Here is an 18,950-nt window from a genome sequence, read left to right on the forward strand (position 1 = left end):
GCAATTGCAAGGACTCAGCTCAATATGGAGATGGTCCCCAGGTATTTCAAGGCGCGTGGCAGATTGTCGCAATCCAGACTGTCCAGCCAATGCAGATCAGCCCAACTGCGCAGCCAGGTGAACTGGCGTTTCGCCAATTGGCGCGTGGCAATGATTCCACGCTCCTGCATCTCGGCTGACGTCAGCTTGCCATCCAGGTAGTCCCAGACTTGGCGGTAGCCTACTGCACGTATAGACGGCAACCCGACATGCAGGTCACCTCTTTTACGCAGGGCTACGACCTCGTCAATGAATCCCTGTTCCAACATTAAAGTGAATCTTTGTTTAATTCGCTCGTGCAGTACCTGGCGATTTGCCGGGGCAATGGCCAAGTTCGCGACAGTATAGGGCAATTGTTGCCGTCCCGAAGCGGCTGCTTCAGTACTTTGCGCAGATTGTTGCAAACGCAGGGCAGTCATGCTTTGACCACTGACACGATAAACTTCCAGTGCTCGACTGAGGCGCTGGGGATCGTTCGGGTGGATCCGCGCCGCGGACTCCGGATCGATCACTGCCAATTGCTCGTGCAAAGCTTGCCAGCCAAGGCGTGCAGCCTCTTCTTCGATTTGCGCGCGAACGTCGGGATCAGCCGCAGGCATATCGGCCAGACCTTCAACCAAAGCCTTGTAATAGAGCATGGTGCCACCCACCAGCAGCGGTATTTTTCCGCGTGCGGTGATATCCGCCATGGCTTCCAGGGCGTCACGGCGGAAATCCGCAGCCGAATAGCTTTCGGCCGGATCGAGAATATCGATCAGACGATGCGGATATTGCGCCAGCAGCTCCCGGGAAGGTTTGGCGGTGCCGATGTCCATGCCACGGTAGACCAACGCCGAGTCGACGCTGATCAACTCGCAAGGCAAGACTTTGCTGAGTTCGATGGCCAGGTCGGTCTTGCCGGCGGCGGTCGGGCCCATCAGGAAAATCGCAGGTGGGAGCTGGCTCATCAACGACCGCGCAAGAACAGTTTGTCCAGATCGTCCAGCCCCAGTTGGGTCCAGGTCGGTCGGCCATGGTTGCATTGACCGCTGCGTTCGGTGTTTTCCATATCCCGCAGCAGCGCGTTCATTTCCGGCAGGGCCAAACGCCGATTCGCACGAACCGCGCCGTGACAGGCCATGGTCCCGAGCAACTCGTTCAGATGCGCCTGGATGCGGTCGCTGGTGCCGAATTCCATCAGGTCGGCCAGGACGTCGGCGACCAGCCGGTTGGCCTCGGCCTGCTTGAGCAAGGCCGGAATCTGCCGGATCGCCAGGGTTTCCGGGCCCAGGCGCTGCAATTCAAAACCCAGGCGCTGGAACCAGGCCACATGCTCCTCGGCGCAATCGGCTTCACGCTGACTGACGGCCAGGGACTCCGGCACCAGCAACGGCTGGCCGCTCAGGCCTTCGCTGGCCATGGCGACTTTCAGACGCTCATACATGATCCGCTCGTGGGCAGCGTGCATGTCCACCAGCACCAGGCCCTGGGCGTTTTCCGAAAGGATGTAGATGCCCTTGAGTTGTGCCAGCGCATAACCCAGCGGCGGGATGTCGTCCTGCCCGGCCGGTAGCGCGACGGCATTGGCCTCGGGCAGCGGTGCAAAAAACTCGCGATAAGCGGCCTGCGCTTCGGCGACAGGCACACCGGACTGCGGACGCGGCGTGTATTGATACTGATAACCCGCGCCAGCTCCCGAACCTGCCGGCGGATTGAACGACGGCTGAGCCTGAGGCTGCTCCAGCAACGCATTGGCGGCCAGGCGCATTTCGCCCTGGGGTCCGAATTCACCGGCTTCGAGGCCGGTCGGCCGGACGATGGCCGTGGCAACCGGCGCCGCCAGATGATCATCCGGTCGCACATCGCCCAAGGCTCGGTGCAAGGTGCCGTAGAGGAAATCGTGGACCATGCGCCCTTCACGGAAACGCACTTCGTGCTTGGTCGGGTGTACGTTGACGTCGACGCCGGTCGGATCGACCTCGAAAAACAGTACGAAGGTCGGGTGCCGACCGTTGAACAGCACGTCGCGATAGGCCTGGCGCACCGCGTGGGCCACCAGTTTGTCGCGCACCGCACGGCCATTGACGAAGAAATACTGCAAATCCGCCTGGCTGCGGTTGAACGTCGGCAAGCCGACCCAGCCCCATAGATGCAGGCCATTGCGCTCGATTTCGATCGGCAGCGCCTGCTCCAGGAAACCCGGCCCACAAATTGCCGCCACGCGCCGGGCACGGGCCGCATCGTCGTGGGCCTCGTGCAGGCTGAGGATGGTCTTGCCGTTGTGGCGCAGATGGAACGCCACATCGAAGCGCGCCAGGGCCAGACGCCGGATCACTTCTTGCAGGTGATCGAATTCGGTTTTTTCGCTTTTGAGAAACTTGCGCCGGGCCGGTGTGTTGAAGAACAGGTCGCGCACTTCAACCGAAGTGCCCACCGGATGGGCCGCAGGTTGCACGCGGGGCGCCATGTCCCGGCCCTCGGTCTCGACCTGCCAGGCCTGATCGGCGTCACGGGTGCGCGAGGTCAGGGTCAGGCGCGCGACGGAGCTGATCGATGCCAGGGCTTCACCGCGAAACCCCAGGCTCATGACCTGTTCGAGGTCTTCCAGGTTGCGGATTTTGCTGGTGGCGTGACGGGCCAGGGCCAGCGGCAGGTCATCGGCGGAAATGCCACTGCCATCGTCACGCACCCGCAGCAGCTTGACGCCGCCCTGCTCCACATCGACGTCGATGCGTCTGGCACCGGAGTCGAGGCTGTTTTCCAGCAGTTCCTTGATCACCGACGCCGGGCGCTCAACCACCTCACCCGCGGCAATCTGGTTCGCCAACCGTGGGCTGAGCAGCTCGATGCGAGCGCTGTTGTTCACGACCTGATTCATTCTTTGGCCGCCAGTTCAGTGCCCGGAATGGTCAGGTGCTGACCGATCTTGAGCTCATCGCTCGACAGGTTGTTGGCGTTGCGCAGGGTCGCGGGCGACACCTGATAACGCACGGCGATCATCGCCAGAGTCTCGCCCGGGTTGACGCGATGGTCGCGTGGCCCCTGCACAATCTTGCCGGAGTCGCGCAGCCAGGCAATGTAAGTGCCCGGCGGCGGGTTCTGCTGGAAGAACTGGCGCACACCGCTGCTGATCGAACGCGCCAACGCCTGCTGGTGGTTCGATGCCGCGAGTTTCGAGGCTTCGTTGGCGTTGGAGATGAACCCGGTTTCGACCAGGATCGACGGAATATCCGGCGACTTCAGCACCATGAACCCGGCCTGCTCGACCCGCTGCTTGTGCAGTGGCGTAACCCGGCCAATGTTGCTCAGCACTTTCTGGCCAACGTTCAGGCTGGATGTCAGGGATGCGGTCATCGACAGGTCGAGCAGCACGCCGGCGAGCATGCGGTCCTTGTCATCGAGGCTGACGTTGCCGGCACCACCGATCAGGTCGGAACGGTTTTCGCTGTCGGCCAGCCAGCGGGCCGTCTCCGACGTTGCACCGCGATCGGACAAGGCAAACACCGAGGCACCGAAAGCGGCGGCAGAAGGCGCGGCGTCGGCGTGAATCGAGACGAACAGGTCGGCGCCTTTCTTGCGGGCAATTTCGGTACGACCGCGCAACGGAATGAAGTAGTCGCCGGTACGGGTCAGTTCGGCACGGAAGCCTTTCATGCCGTTGATCTGACGCTGCAATTCGCGGGCGATCTGCAACACCACGTCTTTCTCGCGTTGACCGCGAGAACCCGATGCACCCGGGTCTTCGCCACCGTGTCCGGCGTCGATCACCACAATGATGTCGCGCTTGCCGGCCGGGGCCGGTGGCAGCTTGATTGCAGGCTCCGCAGGCGTTACCGGCACGGCGGGCACCGTGGCGACCGAGGGTGCAGGCGCTGGAGGTGGAGCGGCATCTGCGGCGTTATCGAACAGATCGACCACCAACCGGTTGCCGTACTGGGCATTCGGCGCCAGGGAGAAGCTTTTTGGCGTCACGGCCTTTTTCAGGTCGATGACCACCCGCAGGTCGGTCGGCGTGCGTTGAGCCGAGCGCATGGCGGTTATCGGGGTGTTCGAAGTGTTGACGTTGAGCGGCGCACCGAGGGTCGCGCCATTGATGTCGATGACCAGGCGATCCGGTGCCGTCAGGGTAAAAACGCTGTGTTGCACCGGGCCGGTCAGGTCAAACACCAGTCGCGTGTTGTCCGGTGCCCGCCACAGACGAACACTGTTGACCTTCGTATCGGCCACAGCGTCGACGGTCACCGCCAGAAACAACACCCCTACGGCAGCCACCAACGCGCGAAAGCGCATACCTAACCCCATCATCTATATGAATTCCAATGCCAAAGCGGCACACCAGGACTCGCCACGCGAACCCTGGGATAAAATTTTCAGCGAACGTCCGCTGTCTTGCGGGCTAATGGTAATGGTCAGGTCGGGCTTTGGCAAAAAGCCTGCACCTTTCTCGGGCCACTCGATCAGGCACAGGGCATCGTCTTCGAAGTAGTCGCGAATACCGAGGAATTCCAGCTCTTCCGGGTCGACCAGGCGATACAGGTCGAAATGGAAAGCGCGAATGTCGCCGATCTCGTAGGGCTCGACCAGGGTGAAGGTCGGACTTTTTACCGCCCCGACATGCCCCAGACCGCGGATGATGCCTCGGGACAACGTGGTTTTGCCCATCCCCAGGTTGCCCTCAAGGAAGATCAGGCCATGGCCTTGGGTGATTCGGGCAATGCGTGCGCCAAAGTCGCTCATGGCCTGCTCATCGGCCAGGTACAGGGTTACTTCAGACACGGGGCTTGCTCCTCCAACAACTGACGAATGGCTGGAATAAGATCACTGGCCGCCAGCCCACGGCCCAATTTTCCTTGTTGTTCACCGGCATTGGCGTGCAGCCAGACCGCCAGGCAGGCCGCGTCGAATGCCGCCATGCCTTGGGCCAGCAGCGCGCCGAGCAAACCGGCCAGCACATCGCCCAATCCGGCAGAGGCCATCGCCGGATGCCCTTGATGACACAGCGCCAGACGCCCATCGGGATGGGCGATCAGGCTGCCGGCACCTTTCAGGACCACGACCGCTGTATATTTTTTGCTCAAGGCCTGGGCCGCCGCCGGACGGTCTGCCTGAACCTCGGCGGTGCTCATGCCAAGCAACCGTGCAGCTTCCCCCGGATGCGGGGTGATTACGCAGCCCTTGGGCAGGCTCACCTGCTCTTCGGCCAGCAGGTTCAACGCATCCGCGTCCCAGACTTGCGGCAGCGGCGCGTTGGCGGCGGCCGACAAAAGACTGCGCCCCCAAGCGGCCTGGCCCAAACCGGGGCCGACGACCAATACGGAAACTTTTTGAAGCAATCCCATCAACTGATTGGCTGACGAAGTACCCAGCACCATTGCCTCGGGCACTCTGGCCAAAGCGGCCGGGACATGTTCGCTGCGAGTCGCCACAGACACCATGCCCGCGCCGCTGCGCAGCGCACTTTGCGCGCTCAACAGGATTGCACCTCCGAAACCACGATCACCGCCGATCAGCAGCACATGGCCGAATCTGCCTTTATGGGAGGCCGGCGCCCGGGCCGCCGGACGCGGCAGGTTACCGGCCGTCAGGCGGAGTGCCGTGATTGCAGCGCCCGCAAGCAATTGCGGATCAGCGTGCAAGTCGTTGAACACCAACTCGCCGACCACATCCACTGCATCACCGGTGAACAATCCCAGCTTCAACCCGATGAACGTCACGGTGAGGTCGGCACACACCGCGCAGCCAAGCACACGACCGGTATCGGCACACAGCCCTGAAGGGATATCCACCGCCGCAACCGGCAGCCCGCTGGCATTGATCGCGGCGATGGCGCTGGCATACGGCTCACGCACATCGCCACTCAGCCCGGTGCCAAGCAAAGCATCCAGCACGATGCCGTGCAATCCGGATTGTGCTGTCCAAGGCTCGATGAGCACTTTTTCAGACAGCGCCTCGGCATGGGCCAACGCCGCGTCGCCCTGCAAGCGCTGCGGATCCCCCACCGCCAGCACCCGCACCGTCCAGCCGGCGCGCCGGGCCAGCGCCGCCACCAGATAACCGTCCCCGGCATTGTTGCCATGACCGGCCAGCACGCTCAGTTCGCTCGCCGTCGGCCATTGGCGGACGAGCGCGCGCCACGTTGCCCGCGCCGCGCGCTGCATCAGTTCGAAGCCTTTTGTTCCGGCCGCAATCAGGCTCGCATCGAGCCCTCGCACTTGCGCGGCGCTGTACAGCACGTCGGGTAATTCATCTTTAGTGTGCGGCATGCGTCTTCAGGCTCCGATGTCTGGCAGAATTATACGCACCTCAGCTCCGGTTTCTCTCGCCTCATGCCCGCTATTACCACAGACCTGCCTGCCCTCGCCCAATCCATCAAGGACTGGGGCCGCGAGCTGGGCTTTCAGCAAGTCGGCATCAGCGGCCTCGACCTGGCCGAGCATGAGCAGCACCTGGAGCGCTGGCTCGAAGCCGGTTATCACGGCGAAATGGACTACATGGGCGCCCACGGCAGCAAGCGCTCGCACCCGGAAGAACTGGTGCCTGGCACATTGCGCGTGGTGTCCCTGCGCATGGATTACCTGTCGGGCGACACGCAAATGGCAAAAACGCTCGCACAGCCGGAAAAAGCCTACGTCTCGCGTTACGCCCTGGGTCGCGATTACCACAAGTTGATCCGCAAACGCGTGCAGCAACTGGCGGAAAAAATCCAGGCCGAGATCGGCCCGTTTGGCTTCCGCGCTTTCGTCGACAGCGCACCGGTGCTGGAAAAAGCCATTGCCGAACAGGCCGGCCTGGGCTGGATCGGCAAAAACACCCTGGTCCTGAATCGCAAGGCCGGCAGTTATTTCTTCCTCGCCGAGCTGTTCGTCGACTTGCCGCTGCCGGTCGACCCACCTCACGCCACCGAACATTGCGGCCGTTGCAGCGCATGCCTCGACATTTGCCCGACCAATGCCTTCGTCGGCCCCTATGTGCTGGATGCCCGGCGCTGCATTTCCTACCTGACCATCGAACTCAAGGGCGCCATTCCCGAAGAGCTGCGCCCCTTGATCGGCAACCGGGTGTTCGGTTGCGATGATTGCCAGATCGTCTGCCCGTGGAACCGCTTTGCCCGTCCGTCCGGCGAAAGCGATTTCAAGCCGCGCCACAACCTGGACAACGCCGGGCTGGCGGAACTGTTCATGTGGGATGAAGACAAGTTCTTGAGCAGCACTGAGGGCTCGCCGCTGCGCCGGACGGGCTATGAAAACTGGTTGCGCAATCTGGCGGTGGGGTTGGGGAATGCGCCTTCAACGATTCCGGTGCTGGAAGCGCTGAAGGCGCGGCGGGATTATCCGTCGGAGCTGGTCAGGGAGCATGTGGAATGGGCGTTACGCCAACATGCCGAGCGACAGGCAACCCGGCCGTAACTTGCACCGTCACACACCGCTCAGGGATGCCCGCCGATTTGCAGGATCTGCACTTCATGGCTTTTGTCGTGGATCGCGAACGAAACACGGTCCTTGCCACCGATGCGCACCGTCCATTGATTGCTGGCACCCCCCAGCTTCTTGAAAAACGGGTCATCCATCAGTTCGGCCGCCTGCTTGGGATGAAGCCCCTGATCCAGACCGCCCTTGAACTTCTCCCATTCTCCCCGGTAGGCCGCTTTCATGTCCGACGGGATTGACTCGTCGCCGACACCGGTGCGCGTCCATCTGGCCGGGGTACCTGGACCACTTTCACCGGCCTGGGCTGCCTTCGCGGCTTTTCTGGCCCCCTTGCCCTTGATGATGCCCGAGGCTTTCCTGGCCTTTCCCATCCCGCTCGCCATCGCCTTGGCCGCCGCTCGCGGATCGCCGCTCAGTCCCGACTTATAGGCCCCGGCGAGCCTGTTGCCGGCCTTGACCGCACTTTTACCCAGCGCCCCCATACCGACGGCCGCGGACAATCCACCCGTGGCCAGGCTCGCCCAGCCAAGCGCCTGGCCAACGCCCGAGTCCGGCGCGATTTCATCCACGACAATCCCGGAAATCGCCAACCCGGTAGAAGCGGTGGCGAGCGCCATGCTCATCAACGCCAATGGTGTGGCGGCACCCATTGTGACGATACCGAGCGCCAGGCCGGCGATGGACAGGGCGATGCCCAATATCGACTCCCAAACGTGCCCGGTCGGGTCGATCCGGTTGATCGGATCGCCGGCGCAGTAGGCATAGGGGTTCAGGCCGCCAGCGCCGAACGGGCTCAGACTGTCGGGGCTGACAAAGCGCATCAGCGCAGGGCTGTAGGCTCGATAGCCATTGCCCAGCAGATACAAACCGGTCAATGGATCGAGTTGTTCGCCATTGAACCCCGACAGACTGAATAAACCACCCTCCGCCGGACGGTGCCCATAGGGGCTGTAGGCGATGGGACGGCTTTGCCCTCCCAGCGTCTCAAGGAGCACACTTTGTTGCTGATCGACACCCAGCAAGCTGATTCCGGCATCGACACCTTTACGATTCTGGCCCAGCAAAATGCCCGTCGGGCGTAACGAAGTAGAAGTGTCGGGACCACAAATCCCGATGATTTCCCGTCCATTCCGATAGAAGCGCTGAACCGACGTCCGCGAGGGTTGTGACAATTCAGCCAAACGGTCCCGGGCATCGTAGTGATAGCCACGCACCACCGTGCCAATGGCACTCGCCACCTGGGTTAATCGCCCCAGCGCATCGTAGGCGAGCCGGCGCCCCTGCTCGTCCATGGTCATCTGGCCGTTGGCGTCGTAATGCAACACGACCGGCGCCGGGTAGTCAGGATGGCTGTTGCGAATCCCCGTCAGTTGGGTCGGGTCGCTGGCACTGAATTCGAACGATGCGAGGTTGTTGCCGCCGGGAAACTCGGTCTCCAGCGTCACGATGTTGTCGAATGCGTCGAACACGTAGCGCTGGCGGATGATTTCGTTACCCTGGGCATCGCGTGGTCGTTGCGTACCCGTGCAGGCATAGAGACCGAGCCGGCCGCGTGAGTCATACGTGAATTGTTCACTGCGCAACACTTCATCGCCCTGTTTCAGGGTCTTTTGCGCCAGTTTTCCCGCAAGGGTGTAGCTGGATGACAGGACTTGGGTAACACCGACGCCGGTATCGAATGTACGTGACGTTTCACGTCCCAGATCATCGTAGGCCAGGCGCGTCACCAGCGAGCCTTGACCATCGATGGCTTGCGCCTCGACGGTCGCCAGTTGACCCAATGCGTTGTAGGCAAACGTGGCTTTGAGCGCAGGTTGCTCAAAGGACCGCGGGCGGCCCGCGTCGTCGTAGTCGGTCTTGTGTGCGTCGCCCAGCACATCGGTGTAACTGAGCGGGCGACCACCCAGGGTATAGGTGTAAGAGGCAGTCTGTCGGCTCGGTCCGATCTTCGACGTTTCACGCTTGAGGCGCCCGGAGCGGTAATACTCCAGAACGGTTTCGCGCCCCTGCTCGACACACATCGTCAATTCGCCGAGTCGCGGATGATAGTCGAAGCGGGCGAGCAAACCGGCCACCTCGCGCTGAGTCATGCGCCCACCCAGATGGCGTTCATAGCGGTACTCGATCCGCTCACCACCGGGCAGTTGCTTCCAGGCCGGCTGGCTGAAACCGGCGTCGTATCCGGCGCGGATTGTCCGCCCGCCGCAACTGCTCTGAATCAGCCGCCCAAGTCCGTCAAAGCGTTGCTGCCCGAGGCTGCGACCGTCTACGGTGACTTCAATGGGCAATGACTCATCACTATGGGGCGCGTACTCGGTCTGCACCGCATGACCATCGGGCAGCAGGCTGCGGGTCAGCCGATCAAAGGCATCATATTCGTAAGTCGTCCGGTTACCGACCGGGTCAACCTGCGCAACACTACGTCCCAGACCATCGTACTCATACTGGCGTTTGCCCTGACTTTGCGCGCCGGTATCAAACAGTTCGACGCTCTCGGGTTTGCCGAACGCATTGTAGAGGGTGACCGACTTGCCCATCCCGTCCTGCCAACTCGTCTCCCGCCTGCCGACAGGGTCATAGTCGCGATGTTCCACACGGCCATCGGCATGAACCGTGGTTTTGACCTGGCCCCAGTCATCGAATACGAAGCCGGTATTGAGCGTCCGCTTCTGGCCCGGCCACCAATCGGTCAACACTTCGTGGGTCAGTTGTCCGAGCCTGTCGTAACGCGCAGCGTAAATCTGCCGGAATTCACCCGAAATTGAATGATCGACATCTTGCTCCTCGATGGCGATCACTCGCCCCAGGCCGTCGTAGCAGGTCCTTTGCAGGACGCCGTTGGCGTCGGTCATCAGCGTCATGGCGGGCACTCCAGCGCCCTTGGCCAGTTCATATTGCGTGCTGCGCGTGACCGTAAAGGCTGAACCGGATGCAACGGTTTCGCTGAGCACGCGCCCCAGGCGATCGTAGGTGTAATCGACTCGCCCTTCATCTTCACTTTGCTCGGAAAGCTTCAACCCATTGAGCACCGAAAACGTCAGGGTTGAAGATCTGCGGGTGCCGTCGAAGCCGATCTGAATGCTTTGCAGATCAAGCTTCGTGCCATCGAGGTTGTAATGAAATTCGGTTGTAGAGGCCTGGCCGTTTCGGATGACGGTCTGCTTTTGCAGCAAACCGTGACGCAAGGTGTCTGCCGGCAGATCGACATAGGCCAGAGTGGTCTGTGAGCGCAGGTTGTCGGCGACAGTCGTTCGCTCATAAAAAGCCTTTTGCTCCAGAACCACATCGCTCCCGGTCAACCCGGCCTCGCCAAGCATCCGGTAGCGATAACGAACCAGCGTGCTCGCAGCCTCGGCAAAACCGCGCGCTGGGAGTACGGTTCTTTGCTTTTCGAAGCGCACAAACCCCAACGGATCGGCGGGACACCCTTCAGCCCCGTCCGCTGGATAAAACTCCGAAAGGGTCGTGACCCCATTCGCCGCCACATGCTTGAGCAGATTCCCCCAGGCATCGAACTCGGTCCTGATCACTTCCTCGCGAGAAGTTCCGCTCCTGCGATCGGCATAGCGCAGCGTCTGGACACTGGGCAGTCGAAACTGCGCGGGTTGTTGATCGAAGCGCTTGCCAGGTTCCTGGTGATATTCGATCGACTGGGTCGTAACGCTCTGATTGCAGGTCGTCACTTGCGAGATCAACAGATGAAACTTGTTATAGGTTCGTTTGATGGACTGGTGCACAACGGCCCCGGCCATTAGCGTTTCCGTGGAGTCGTATTGGTAATCCGACGAACTCTGGTAAAGCGTATCGCCGTCCGGTGACCAGTGGATATCGTCGTCATCGAAGCCAAGGAAATTGCGCCCGGAAAAGGCGTAGTTCGTCGTTATCGGAGGCTGCTGCTGCCCAGGAAACAGGGTGTGGGAAATCACATAAGGCATGGCACGCATCGGCGCACCCGGTGGAAACCGATGACCGTCATCCTGGTAGTTGATGAGTTCGCGAGCGCCCAACGGCGAAGTAATCTGCGTCAGGCAATGGAACCCGCCGATGGGTTCGTGGGTGAACGACCAGACGCCACCTTCCGGCAAGCGAACGGAGCCCACGCCGTCGTTGAACAACATTAACGCAAAAGTCGCCGCCCACTCAGTGCCGGGATTCTGCGTCAACATCACCTGGCCGGGCGTGCGGGAAATACTTAACAACGTCCGTCGGGCGTCCCGCACCGCTGACAACACCGGCTGACCATTGATCGCCGTGTAATCGAACAGAATCGCCGCGCCATTGGCGGCAACGATCTTTGTCGACACCGCCAGATCGCTACCGCCATAAACGCTCAGTTCCTCGCGCAAACCACTTTTATGCACAACGTCAAAGCGCCCAGGGCCAAGACGCCGGACCTTGAGCGTTTCGAGTTTCAACTCATCAAAAACCAGTTGTGTATTCGTCTGCCGCGCCTTGTAGCGATCGCCTCCCGACAGCGTGAGCATGCCGCTGGCGACATCGTAACGGGTCAGTGCCAGCGACCAGCCTTTACCTAAACCGTCGTCGCTGCCATTGAGTGGATTGAAAAACAGCCTGACCGGCAGGGACGGGCCGTTCATGACGCCGGAGGTCAACTCCCCCAACATCAGGGAGCAGGTGTAAACACCCGTACGAGGATCGACGCCGCCGTCCAGAAACCCATCAAAATTAAATGCATTGGAATGAAGACTTGTCTGCTTGACCGCCATTTGAACTCCTTTCAAATGTCATGAATTGATTATTTCCTGGCAAGAGAGAACCCGCTCAACTTCGATTCAACAGAAATTCGCTATTTTGTATATCAACAACCAGCGAAAAGTTATGGGCGTTACCGAACTCATCAATCGCGGCAAACATGAAAGGAGCAAGCCGGGGCTCTTCAAGACTGGATTTATACTCCGATGGCACTCCTTTAAAAGCCACCAACTCTCCGACACGTGGACTGACCGGCAGTTGAAAACCGATAATATCGACACTTTTCGCCCGCACAGGCAGCATCACCCCCGTAAAAGACCTTGGGCGGGGATGCGACAGGATCATACCGGTGTAGCAGAACTTTACCGGCCACCGGCTCGACTCGCCGTATTGACGGGTTTCCCAATCAATTAATTTTATCTGCTGCCCACCCGGATAAAGGCCCAGGTCATAACGAAACAAGCTGGCACCACCAAAGGTGCCGTAAACTTCCTGCGACTTCCAGGTAAACAGGTCAGGGCTATATTCGGGGCTCCGTTCCGCGACAATCACAATGCTTTTGTTAATCTTCCCACCGTCCGGATTAACGCTGTTGTTACTCCTGTAAACCTTGCCCTGCACCGTCACTTCAGCGGCAATTTGCAATTGCCCTGCCTCTGAAGACGAGACCCAGAACTCAAGAGGAGTCCCCGTACTGCCACCAGCGCCCCCTGATGAATAAACGGCACCCGGCATCTCGTGGGTGTATCTGTTTTCCTGGGTGCCTGCATTCCAGCCAGGCATTGGTTGGCCCGTGTAGGCCTCACGGGCCAACGGCTTACCGTCGTGAAACCGGATCAGCCGTGTACTGATCAAGTCCGGATAATACGCTAGCGGCACCGGGGTACCCGATTCGTCGACAGCCTCGACAAATACCCAGACCCGGGCCTGCATTCTGCCGTTGGCAAAGATTTTTTTTGACTCGATCCCGGGCACTTCAAAGCGCACGTCCAGGCGCGAGAGTCTGATTGCCCCCTGAACAGCAAGATTGGTTTTTCCATCACTCATAAATCCGCCTTGTTACCGATCTATATTGGTATTGATTGACCTTGTATTGCCAACCTTGAACCCGCCAACTTGCGAAAACAAACTTCGCAAGCTGGCGACGATCAATAACAAAGACCCGCCATCAACTCAACCGACGCACGACAACCCCTGAAACAGCCGCAGTCATTACCAGCGACAAACTTATTACGCTTCGTTTCACCACATCTAAAATCACAAACAACAGAATTCAGCCTTCTTCATCGGACACTTCACTAAAACTATCCAATCCACTGTCGTCCGACTCTGTTTCGCTATCAAGATCACTGTCCCCCAGCACTTCGGCCGCACCATCAATCTGAATCAATAGTTTTCTATCAAGACTGGAATTCTCATCATATGTCGCAACACGTTGTTTGCTGGACTCATTCAATGGATTGTCACCAAAGTTATATTCGACATCTCGCACATCATCAACTTCAAACAACTCGTCTGGCAGTTCCACTATTCGATTCCCGCTCAAGTCGGCATAGCGCAGGCTTTCCAGATGAAACAGCCCGCCCGGCACATCTGTCAGCCCTGTTGAACCGAGCCGCAACTCCTCCAGCCTCTTCATGTGTCCAACATAAGGCGCGTACCCCAACGGGTTGTTATCCAGATCAAGCCTTTCAAGTCGCTCCATGTGCGCCAGACCTTCCACGGACGCCTCGTTCAAACGCAGGTTGCAATCCTCGAGATTCAGAGTGGTCAGTTCGCGCATGCGAAAGGTTTCGCCGGGAAACTCATCGAGTTGAATACCCTTGATGGTCAGAAATTTCAGATCGGCAAAATTTTTGAGAAAGTCACCCGCGCGCAGGGACGGACTGTCGTTGATCAAAAGGAATTCGGAAACATGGCTAAAGTCCGCCGATATCCTTGGCAGCTCGCCGAGAATGTCCAGCCGGGAAAAAAACCGCTGTGTGTCGAAAGGATTGTTGTCAGTCAGTTGCCGACGCCAACTTGCCTGTATTTCTTGAGCGAAGAGCCCCCGGCGCTGACGCTGCAGGGTGATTTGTTCGGCGGTCAGCGTCATGCCGGTCTGCGGATGGGTCGACGGGACATCGGCAGACCAGGCCCCCAGCTCATTGACCAGCGTAAGGTATTCGCTTTCCAGACGACCCAGCGCCCGCAATGGATCAGTCGCCAGCCGCTCTCGACGTACGGATTCCAGTGCGTCCTCTGCGAGTGTGGGAAACAGCCGTCGAAGGCGCCGGGTGAATGACGCCGTCTCCACCGGTTGGCTATCGCCGCCGCCCAGCAGATAACCGGCGCGGCCGACAGCCAGCCTCATTGGCGAGCGACCGTCGGGCGCCAGCGGCGGTTGCCCGAACAGCGCCCGAAGCTCGGGACGCGGCAAAAGCGCTTGGCGCCTGAGTGCTTGTTCGAGTTCGCGCCCCTGGCCGACATGCGGCAGGCCCAGAGCCTCGCGCCTCGCCAGTGGAAGTGCATGCTGAATCGCCCCAAACAAGTCGTCCAGACCATGCAGTTGTTCGCCCCGCTCATCGTAGGCCTCGTAGAGCCCCTGCTGCCTGACCAGCACTTTCCGAATCGGCGCGTCGACCGCTCCGATGCTGTCCAGCAACACGCCTTCGAAGTGTCCATCACGCACCTCCAGGCGAACATCGGCGTTCCAGCCTTCCAGGGTTTGGAGCATGTGCAAGGCCAGCCGGTCGGTGTCTGCGCTGGAAAACGCGTGCAGGTAAAGCCCTTCACAGGCGTGGCCAAGCCGTAACTCGCGCAAATAAAACAACACCTCATGCGCCATGCGCTGCGGCATTCCGGGTCGGTTATGCAGGTGCAGTCGTTCGGCGACACTGGCTTCACGCCATAGTTCTTGCGCAATGGTTCGAGGCAGCTCAGGAAAAATCCGGCGCATCAGCTGCGTCTCTGCGTCCGCCGCCGATTCGAACGCCTCTTCCATAATCGTGAACAACGACGTCCGCTGTTCTTCTGCCCATCGGGCCATCCTGCCGCGCAGCAATGCGGCTCGAACATGCCGCGCAGGCAGCGCGTCGCCCGGTGCCGGGCTCAAGCCCAGCAGTTGTTTCTGCTCGCGCTCGCCAAGGACGTCCCACAGGGTTTCCACCTGATGGCCTTCGGGCAGACTGACTTGCTGCATCTGCAACAGACGCCTTTGCATTAGAACGTCAGCCCTGGCATGGACGCCCGGGTCAGGGCTGAGCATTTGCTCTCGAAAAACCTGAATGCGTTGATCGAGTCTGAACCTTCGGATCGTATCTTCCAGCAAGGCCGGCGGGCGACGTGCGTGAACGTGCAAGTGCCGCAACATGGCTTCGTCAATACCGCTGACCGCCAGGATGCGTCGCGCCGTCTCGTCGGAAAATTCCGCAACCGAGTGCCCCAGACGCCGGAAAAGCTGCGCGCCTTGCCATTCCATCGGACGCTCGACTTCATGCGCCCAGGCGCCGGCTCCATTGTGTATAAGTTGCGGCCGATAGGCGTCCGGCCGCTGCGCGTGACGTATGTGATAGGCACTGCCCTCAGCGTCGGTGCCCACTTCATAAGTGCGGCCCTCAAGTATCAGCAGGCTCCTGCCCGCCTGATGGTGCAGACCCCATTCATCAGGCGCCGACCCTGTGGGCGGCGAAACACCTTGTTCATAAGGCTTGAGATCGGGATTCCATAAGCGCGTGCGGCCATCGTCCAGCACTACTGGCTTGAGCCCCTCGACAAATGCCGAAGACTCAATGGCCAGCACTCTTCCGACCACAGCGCCCGCCACCCCGAAAGCGCCCAGTTGCGCCAGGTTTTCGGCGATGGCCAGCAGGTGATCAGCGGCCTCGGTCAGTTGCCCCTCGGCCCAATCGACAATGCCGGTAAAGGTTTCATCCAGCAGTTGGTAGGCGATGTAAGTCAGCATCAGTTCGCCCACAAACGGTACAAAGGGCATCACCACCAGGGTGGCAGCCTGCATCACGATGGATGCCACGCGCTCAAGGTTGTCCCACAGCGCCCAGCGCGACTGGCGGTCTTCGTCTGCGGTAGGCACGGCGATGATTCGGGCGTCATTGAGGATTTTGTTGAGTTTGTCCTGGTACAGCCATTGCCACGGATTGCCTTGAATCCGGTGCATCTCAAAACGTAACCGGGGATTTTCGACTGGCGTACGGCGCCAGGCAGGTTGCGGGGCATCGGGTTGCGATGGGTGCCACGTCATCTCGTTCAGTTGTTGATCGAGTTCAGCAAAAAAATACCCGCGCTGTTCATGGGCAATAAACCGCGCAAAGAAGGCCTGATAGGCCGATGAGCGCAGCTGCCCGGTCAATGTCGCCCTGAACGCCAGGGTCGAGGGGTATTCTTTGATCGGATGTTGCGGATCATCGGGAATGTAGACCACCAGCGGCTCGACTCCGGCAGCACGTTCGAGATCGCCCGCCAGCACCATGATTCCGGTCAACCTGGCCGACATGATCTGCAACTGGTAGCCGCGCAACACCTGGCTCCCGGTGCCCTCCAGCAATTGCAGCAACGCGTCCTGAGAGCCCGCACCGATATCTCCTTTCATCCGCGCAAGAAGCACGGCAGCCCTGAAGCCATCGCTTTGACTGGTCTTGACCCGGTACTGCAGCATCGCTTTGGCCACTGCGTCGGTGGGTAATAGCAGTGCTTCCAGTTGTCGTGAGTATTGGCCACCGATATCCAGGTCACGGCACAGCGAAACAAAGGCATCGATATTCATCTGCCCATTGATTGCTAATACATTGAAGTGCCCGTGACTATCAGGCTCACTGATAAAACAGGATGCACGATCAAAGTAATTCGCAGCCGACTCTCTTTTCTCGAAGTTGTTCAGGGCGGCATCGAGTAGAGACAGTGTCTTGACTTGATAGCCCACTAAAATGCCTTTGGGCAAATAGAGCCGCAGGTACGTTCGGGTGACATCCAGTTCAACGCCAAAGCGATCTTTCAGCGCTTGTCGCAGCAAAGGCTCGGCAAACCGACGGACATCGGCGAGCGCTTCGAACATCCTGTCGAGCCTGGCCTGTGACATCCAGGCGGCCCTGACGGCCTGGGCCAGCGCAGCGTGTGAAGCTGCAGACGCCGCCCCATACCAAGGAGCAATGGCGACTGGAGTCTGGCGCAGCGCCAAGCGTCTGTGGGGGGATGCCTGGATCAGCCAGTCAGGGATTTTTTCTTCGATGAGCCGTCGATGACGATGACCAGAACAATGTTCATCACATACGTTTTGCATACAGGCAGCCTATAAACCGAAATGAACTTTCAGCTTATAAAAATCAGTCACCCGCCAAGTATTAGATAGTTACCGCACCTGAGCTTTTAATTGATGCCATGCAAACTTTAGGACTCATCGTTATAAACGAACTTTGGCATATCCCAATGGAAGCGGATGGCCAGCAAGCGCAGCAGAAAGCCACCGAACAGGGTAATTAGAATCGATTGCTCACCGGGTAACTGCAGGTAGATGCACAACATGTAACACCACGCCGCCGAAAACGACACACTGGCGTAGAGTTCGCGCCGGAAGATCAGCGGAATGTCGTTGCAGAAAATGTCCCGCAGGATGCCGCCGAACACCCCGGTGATCACGCCGCTGACCGATGCCACCAACATGCCATGGCCCATTTCCAGGGCGGTGATGCAGCCGATCAGGGTGAAAGCCACCAGGCCCATGGCATCGAGCACCAGAAACAGCGAGCGCAAATGGCGCATCCAGCGCGCCGTGAACACCGTGATCATCGCGGCAGCCGTGGTCAGTACCAGGTATTCCGGGTGTTTGACCCAGGTCAGCGGGTAGTGCCCGAGCAACACATCGCGTACCGAACCGCCACCCAGCGCCGTGACACAAGCGATCAGCACCACACCAAACCAGTCCATGCCGCGCCGGCCGGCAGACAAGGCGCCAGTCATGGCTTCGGTGGTAATGGCGATCAGGTAGAGCATCAGCAGCATGGTGGCGGTCCTTGCAGAAAGGCGCGCAGTCTACTCAGTTCACCCAGGCACCAAAAGAGGGCAAGTAGAGAACCAGTGGCGAGGGCTTGCCCCCGTTGGAGCGCGAAGCGCTCCCCGGCATTCTGTCAGTTACACCGCATTCACTGGTTTTACGACGGCTGCGCAGCCGAACGGGGGGAAAGCCCCCTCGCCACAGAGGCTTTTACTGCTGCTCGCTCGCCTTGATGAAATGCTTGCGGTAGTGCTGCAATTCAGCGATCGATTCGCGAATGTCGTCCAGCGCCAGGTGAGTGCTGCCTTTCTTGAAGCTGTCACGCACGTCCGGCGCCCAGCGTGCGGCCAGCTCTTTCAGGGTCGACACGTCGAGGTTGCGGTAATGGAAGTAGCTTTCCAGGGACTTCATGTGGGTATAAAGGAAGCGACGATCCTGGCAAATGCTATTGCCGCAAATTGGCGACTTGCCCTTCGGCACCCACTTTTCCAGGAAGGCGATGGTTTCGGCTTCGGCTTCGGCCATGCTGATGCGGCTGTCACGAACCCGCTGGGTCAGCCCGGAACCGCCATGTTGACGGGTGTTCCACTCGTCCATGCGAGCGAGGATTTCGTCGCTGTGGTGAATGGCGATCACCGGGCCTTCGGCCAGGGTGTTCAGGTCACTGTCGGTGACGATGGTGGCCATTTCGATGATGACATCGGTATCAGGGTTCAGACCGGTCATTTCCAGGTCGATCCAGATCAGGTTCTGCGGGTTTTGCATGTGTCGGCTCCTAGGCAATGCTGCGCAGTTTAGCCTAGGCC

At 59.7% G+C, this 18,950-nt stretch carries 11 protein-coding genes; 1 reads left to right on the plus strand and 10 read right to left on the minus strand.

The window, feature by feature from the left end; all coding sequences use genetic code 11:
• Positions 1-14 precede the first annotated feature (14 nt).
• Genes miaA through ABIA48_RS12340 form a run of 5 tightly spaced genes read right to left on the minus strand, consistent with a single transcriptional unit; the run spans position 15 to position 6,281 of the window.
• A complete protein-coding gene (gene miaA / locus ABIA48_RS12320; protein ID WP_429488903.1) occupies positions 15-986 on the minus strand; it encodes a tRNA (adenosine(37)-N6)-dimethylallyltransferase MiaA in 972 nt (323 codons plus the stop codon).
• Positions 986-2,896, minus strand: coding sequence for a DNA mismatch repair endonuclease MutL (gene mutL / locus ABIA48_RS12325; protein WP_007983989.1), 1,911 nt, complete (start codon positions 2,894-2,896; stop codon positions 986-988). Before mutL ends, miaA begins: the two co-directional genes overlap by 1 nt.
• Complete coding sequence (locus ABIA48_RS12330) at positions 2,893-4,323, minus strand: N-acetylmuramoyl-L-alanine amidase (RefSeq protein WP_429488905.1); 1,431 nt, start codon at positions 4,321-4,323, stop codon at positions 2,893-2,895. The genes mutL and ABIA48_RS12330 overlap by 4 nt, the downstream gene beginning before the upstream one ends.
• Positions 4,324-4,794, minus strand: coding sequence for a tRNA (adenosine(37)-N6)-threonylcarbamoyltransferase complex ATPase subunit type 1 TsaE (gene tsaE, locus ABIA48_RS12335; RefSeq protein ID WP_429488907.1), 471 nt, complete (start codon positions 4,792-4,794; stop codon positions 4,324-4,326).
• Entirely contained in the window at positions 4,782-6,281 is a 1,500-nt protein-coding gene (locus ABIA48_RS12340; protein ID WP_429488909.1) for an NAD(P)H-hydrate dehydratase, read from the minus strand. Before ABIA48_RS12340 ends, tsaE begins: the two co-directional genes overlap by 13 nt.
• A 63-nt stretch (positions 6,282-6,344) precedes the next feature.
• On the opposite strand from ABIA48_RS12340, the gene queG reads away from it, so the two are divergent.
• Entirely contained in the window at positions 6,345-7,424 is a 1,080-nt protein-coding gene (queG, locus tag ABIA48_RS12345; RefSeq protein WP_429488911.1) for a tRNA epoxyqueuosine(34) reductase QueG, read from the plus strand.
• A gap of 20 nt (positions 7,425-7,444) precedes the next feature.
• Here the strand turns inward: queG and ABIA48_RS12350 are convergent, their stop codons facing one another.
• The 5 genes from ABIA48_RS12350 to orn form a co-directional block, all read right to left on the minus strand.
• Positions 7,445-12,172, minus strand: a complete 4,728-nt coding sequence (locus ABIA48_RS12350; RefSeq protein ID WP_429488913.1) for an RHS repeat domain-containing protein — start codon at positions 12,170-12,172, stop codon at positions 7,445-7,447.
• Positions 12,173-12,227: 55 nt separating this feature from the next.
• Entirely contained in the window at positions 12,228-13,205 is a 978-nt protein-coding gene (locus ABIA48_RS12355) for a hypothetical protein (RefSeq protein ID WP_429488915.1), read from the minus strand.
• 226 nt (positions 13,206-13,431) lie between these two features.
• Positions 13,432-17,433, minus strand: a complete 4,002-nt coding sequence (locus ABIA48_RS12360) for a dermonecrotic toxin domain-containing protein (protein WP_429488917.1) — start codon at positions 17,431-17,433, stop codon at positions 13,432-13,434.
• Between the two features lie 107 nt (positions 17,434-17,540).
• On the minus strand, positions 17,541-18,152 hold the full coding sequence (locus tag ABIA48_RS12365) for a trimeric intracellular cation channel family protein (protein WP_429488919.1): 612 nt from the start codon (positions 18,150-18,152) through the stop codon (positions 17,541-17,543).
• A 202-nt stretch (positions 18,153-18,354) separates the two neighbouring features.
• Positions 18,355-18,909, minus strand: a complete 555-nt coding sequence (gene orn, locus ABIA48_RS12370) for an oligoribonuclease (RefSeq protein ID WP_429488921.1) — start codon at positions 18,907-18,909, stop codon at positions 18,355-18,357.
• Positions 18,910-18,950 lie beyond the last annotated feature (41 nt).

This window comes from Pseudomonas sp. S30_BP2TU TE3576 (assembly GCF_050436025.1).
Lineage (GTDB): Bacteria > Pseudomonadota > Gammaproteobacteria > Pseudomonadales > Pseudomonadaceae > Aquipseudomonas.

Bases quoted from the DNA above. Each gene is read 5' to 3' on its own strand.
- orn (WP_429488921.1), bottom strand. From the start codon at position 18,909: ATGCAAAACCCGCAGAACCTGATCTGGATCGACCTGGAAATGACCGGT.
- ABIA48_RS12340 (WP_429488909.1), bottom strand. From the start codon at position 6,281: ATGCCGCACACTAAAGATGAATTACCCGACGTGCTGTACAGCGCCGCG.
- miaA (WP_429488903.1), bottom strand. From the start codon at position 986: ATGAGCCAGCTCCCACCTGCGATTTTCCTGATGGGCCCGACCGCCGCC.
- ABIA48_RS12350 (WP_429488913.1), bottom strand. From the start codon at position 12,172: ATGGCGGTCAAGCAGACAAGTCTTCATTCCAATGCATTTAATTTTGAT.
- mutL (WP_007983989.1), bottom strand. From the start codon at position 2,896: ATGAATCAGGTCGTGAACAACAGCGCTCGCATCGAGCTGCTCAGCCCA.
- ABIA48_RS12355 (WP_429488915.1), bottom strand. From the start codon at position 13,205: ATGAGTGATGGAAAAACCAATCTTGCTGTTCAGGGGGCAATCAGACTC.
- ABIA48_RS12330 (WP_429488905.1), bottom strand. From the start codon at position 4,323: ATGATGGGGTTAGGTATGCGCTTTCGCGCGTTGGTGGCTGCCGTAGGG.
- ABIA48_RS12365 (WP_429488919.1), bottom strand. From the start codon at position 18,152: ATGCTGCTGATGCTCTACCTGATCGCCATTACCACCGAAGCCATGACT.
- ABIA48_RS12360 (WP_429488917.1), bottom strand. From the start codon at position 17,433: ATGCAAAACGTATGTGATGAACATTGTTCTGGTCATCGTCATCGACGG.
- queG (WP_429488911.1), top strand. From the start codon at position 6,345: ATGCCCGCTATTACCACAGACCTGCCTGCCCTCGCCCAATCCATCAAG.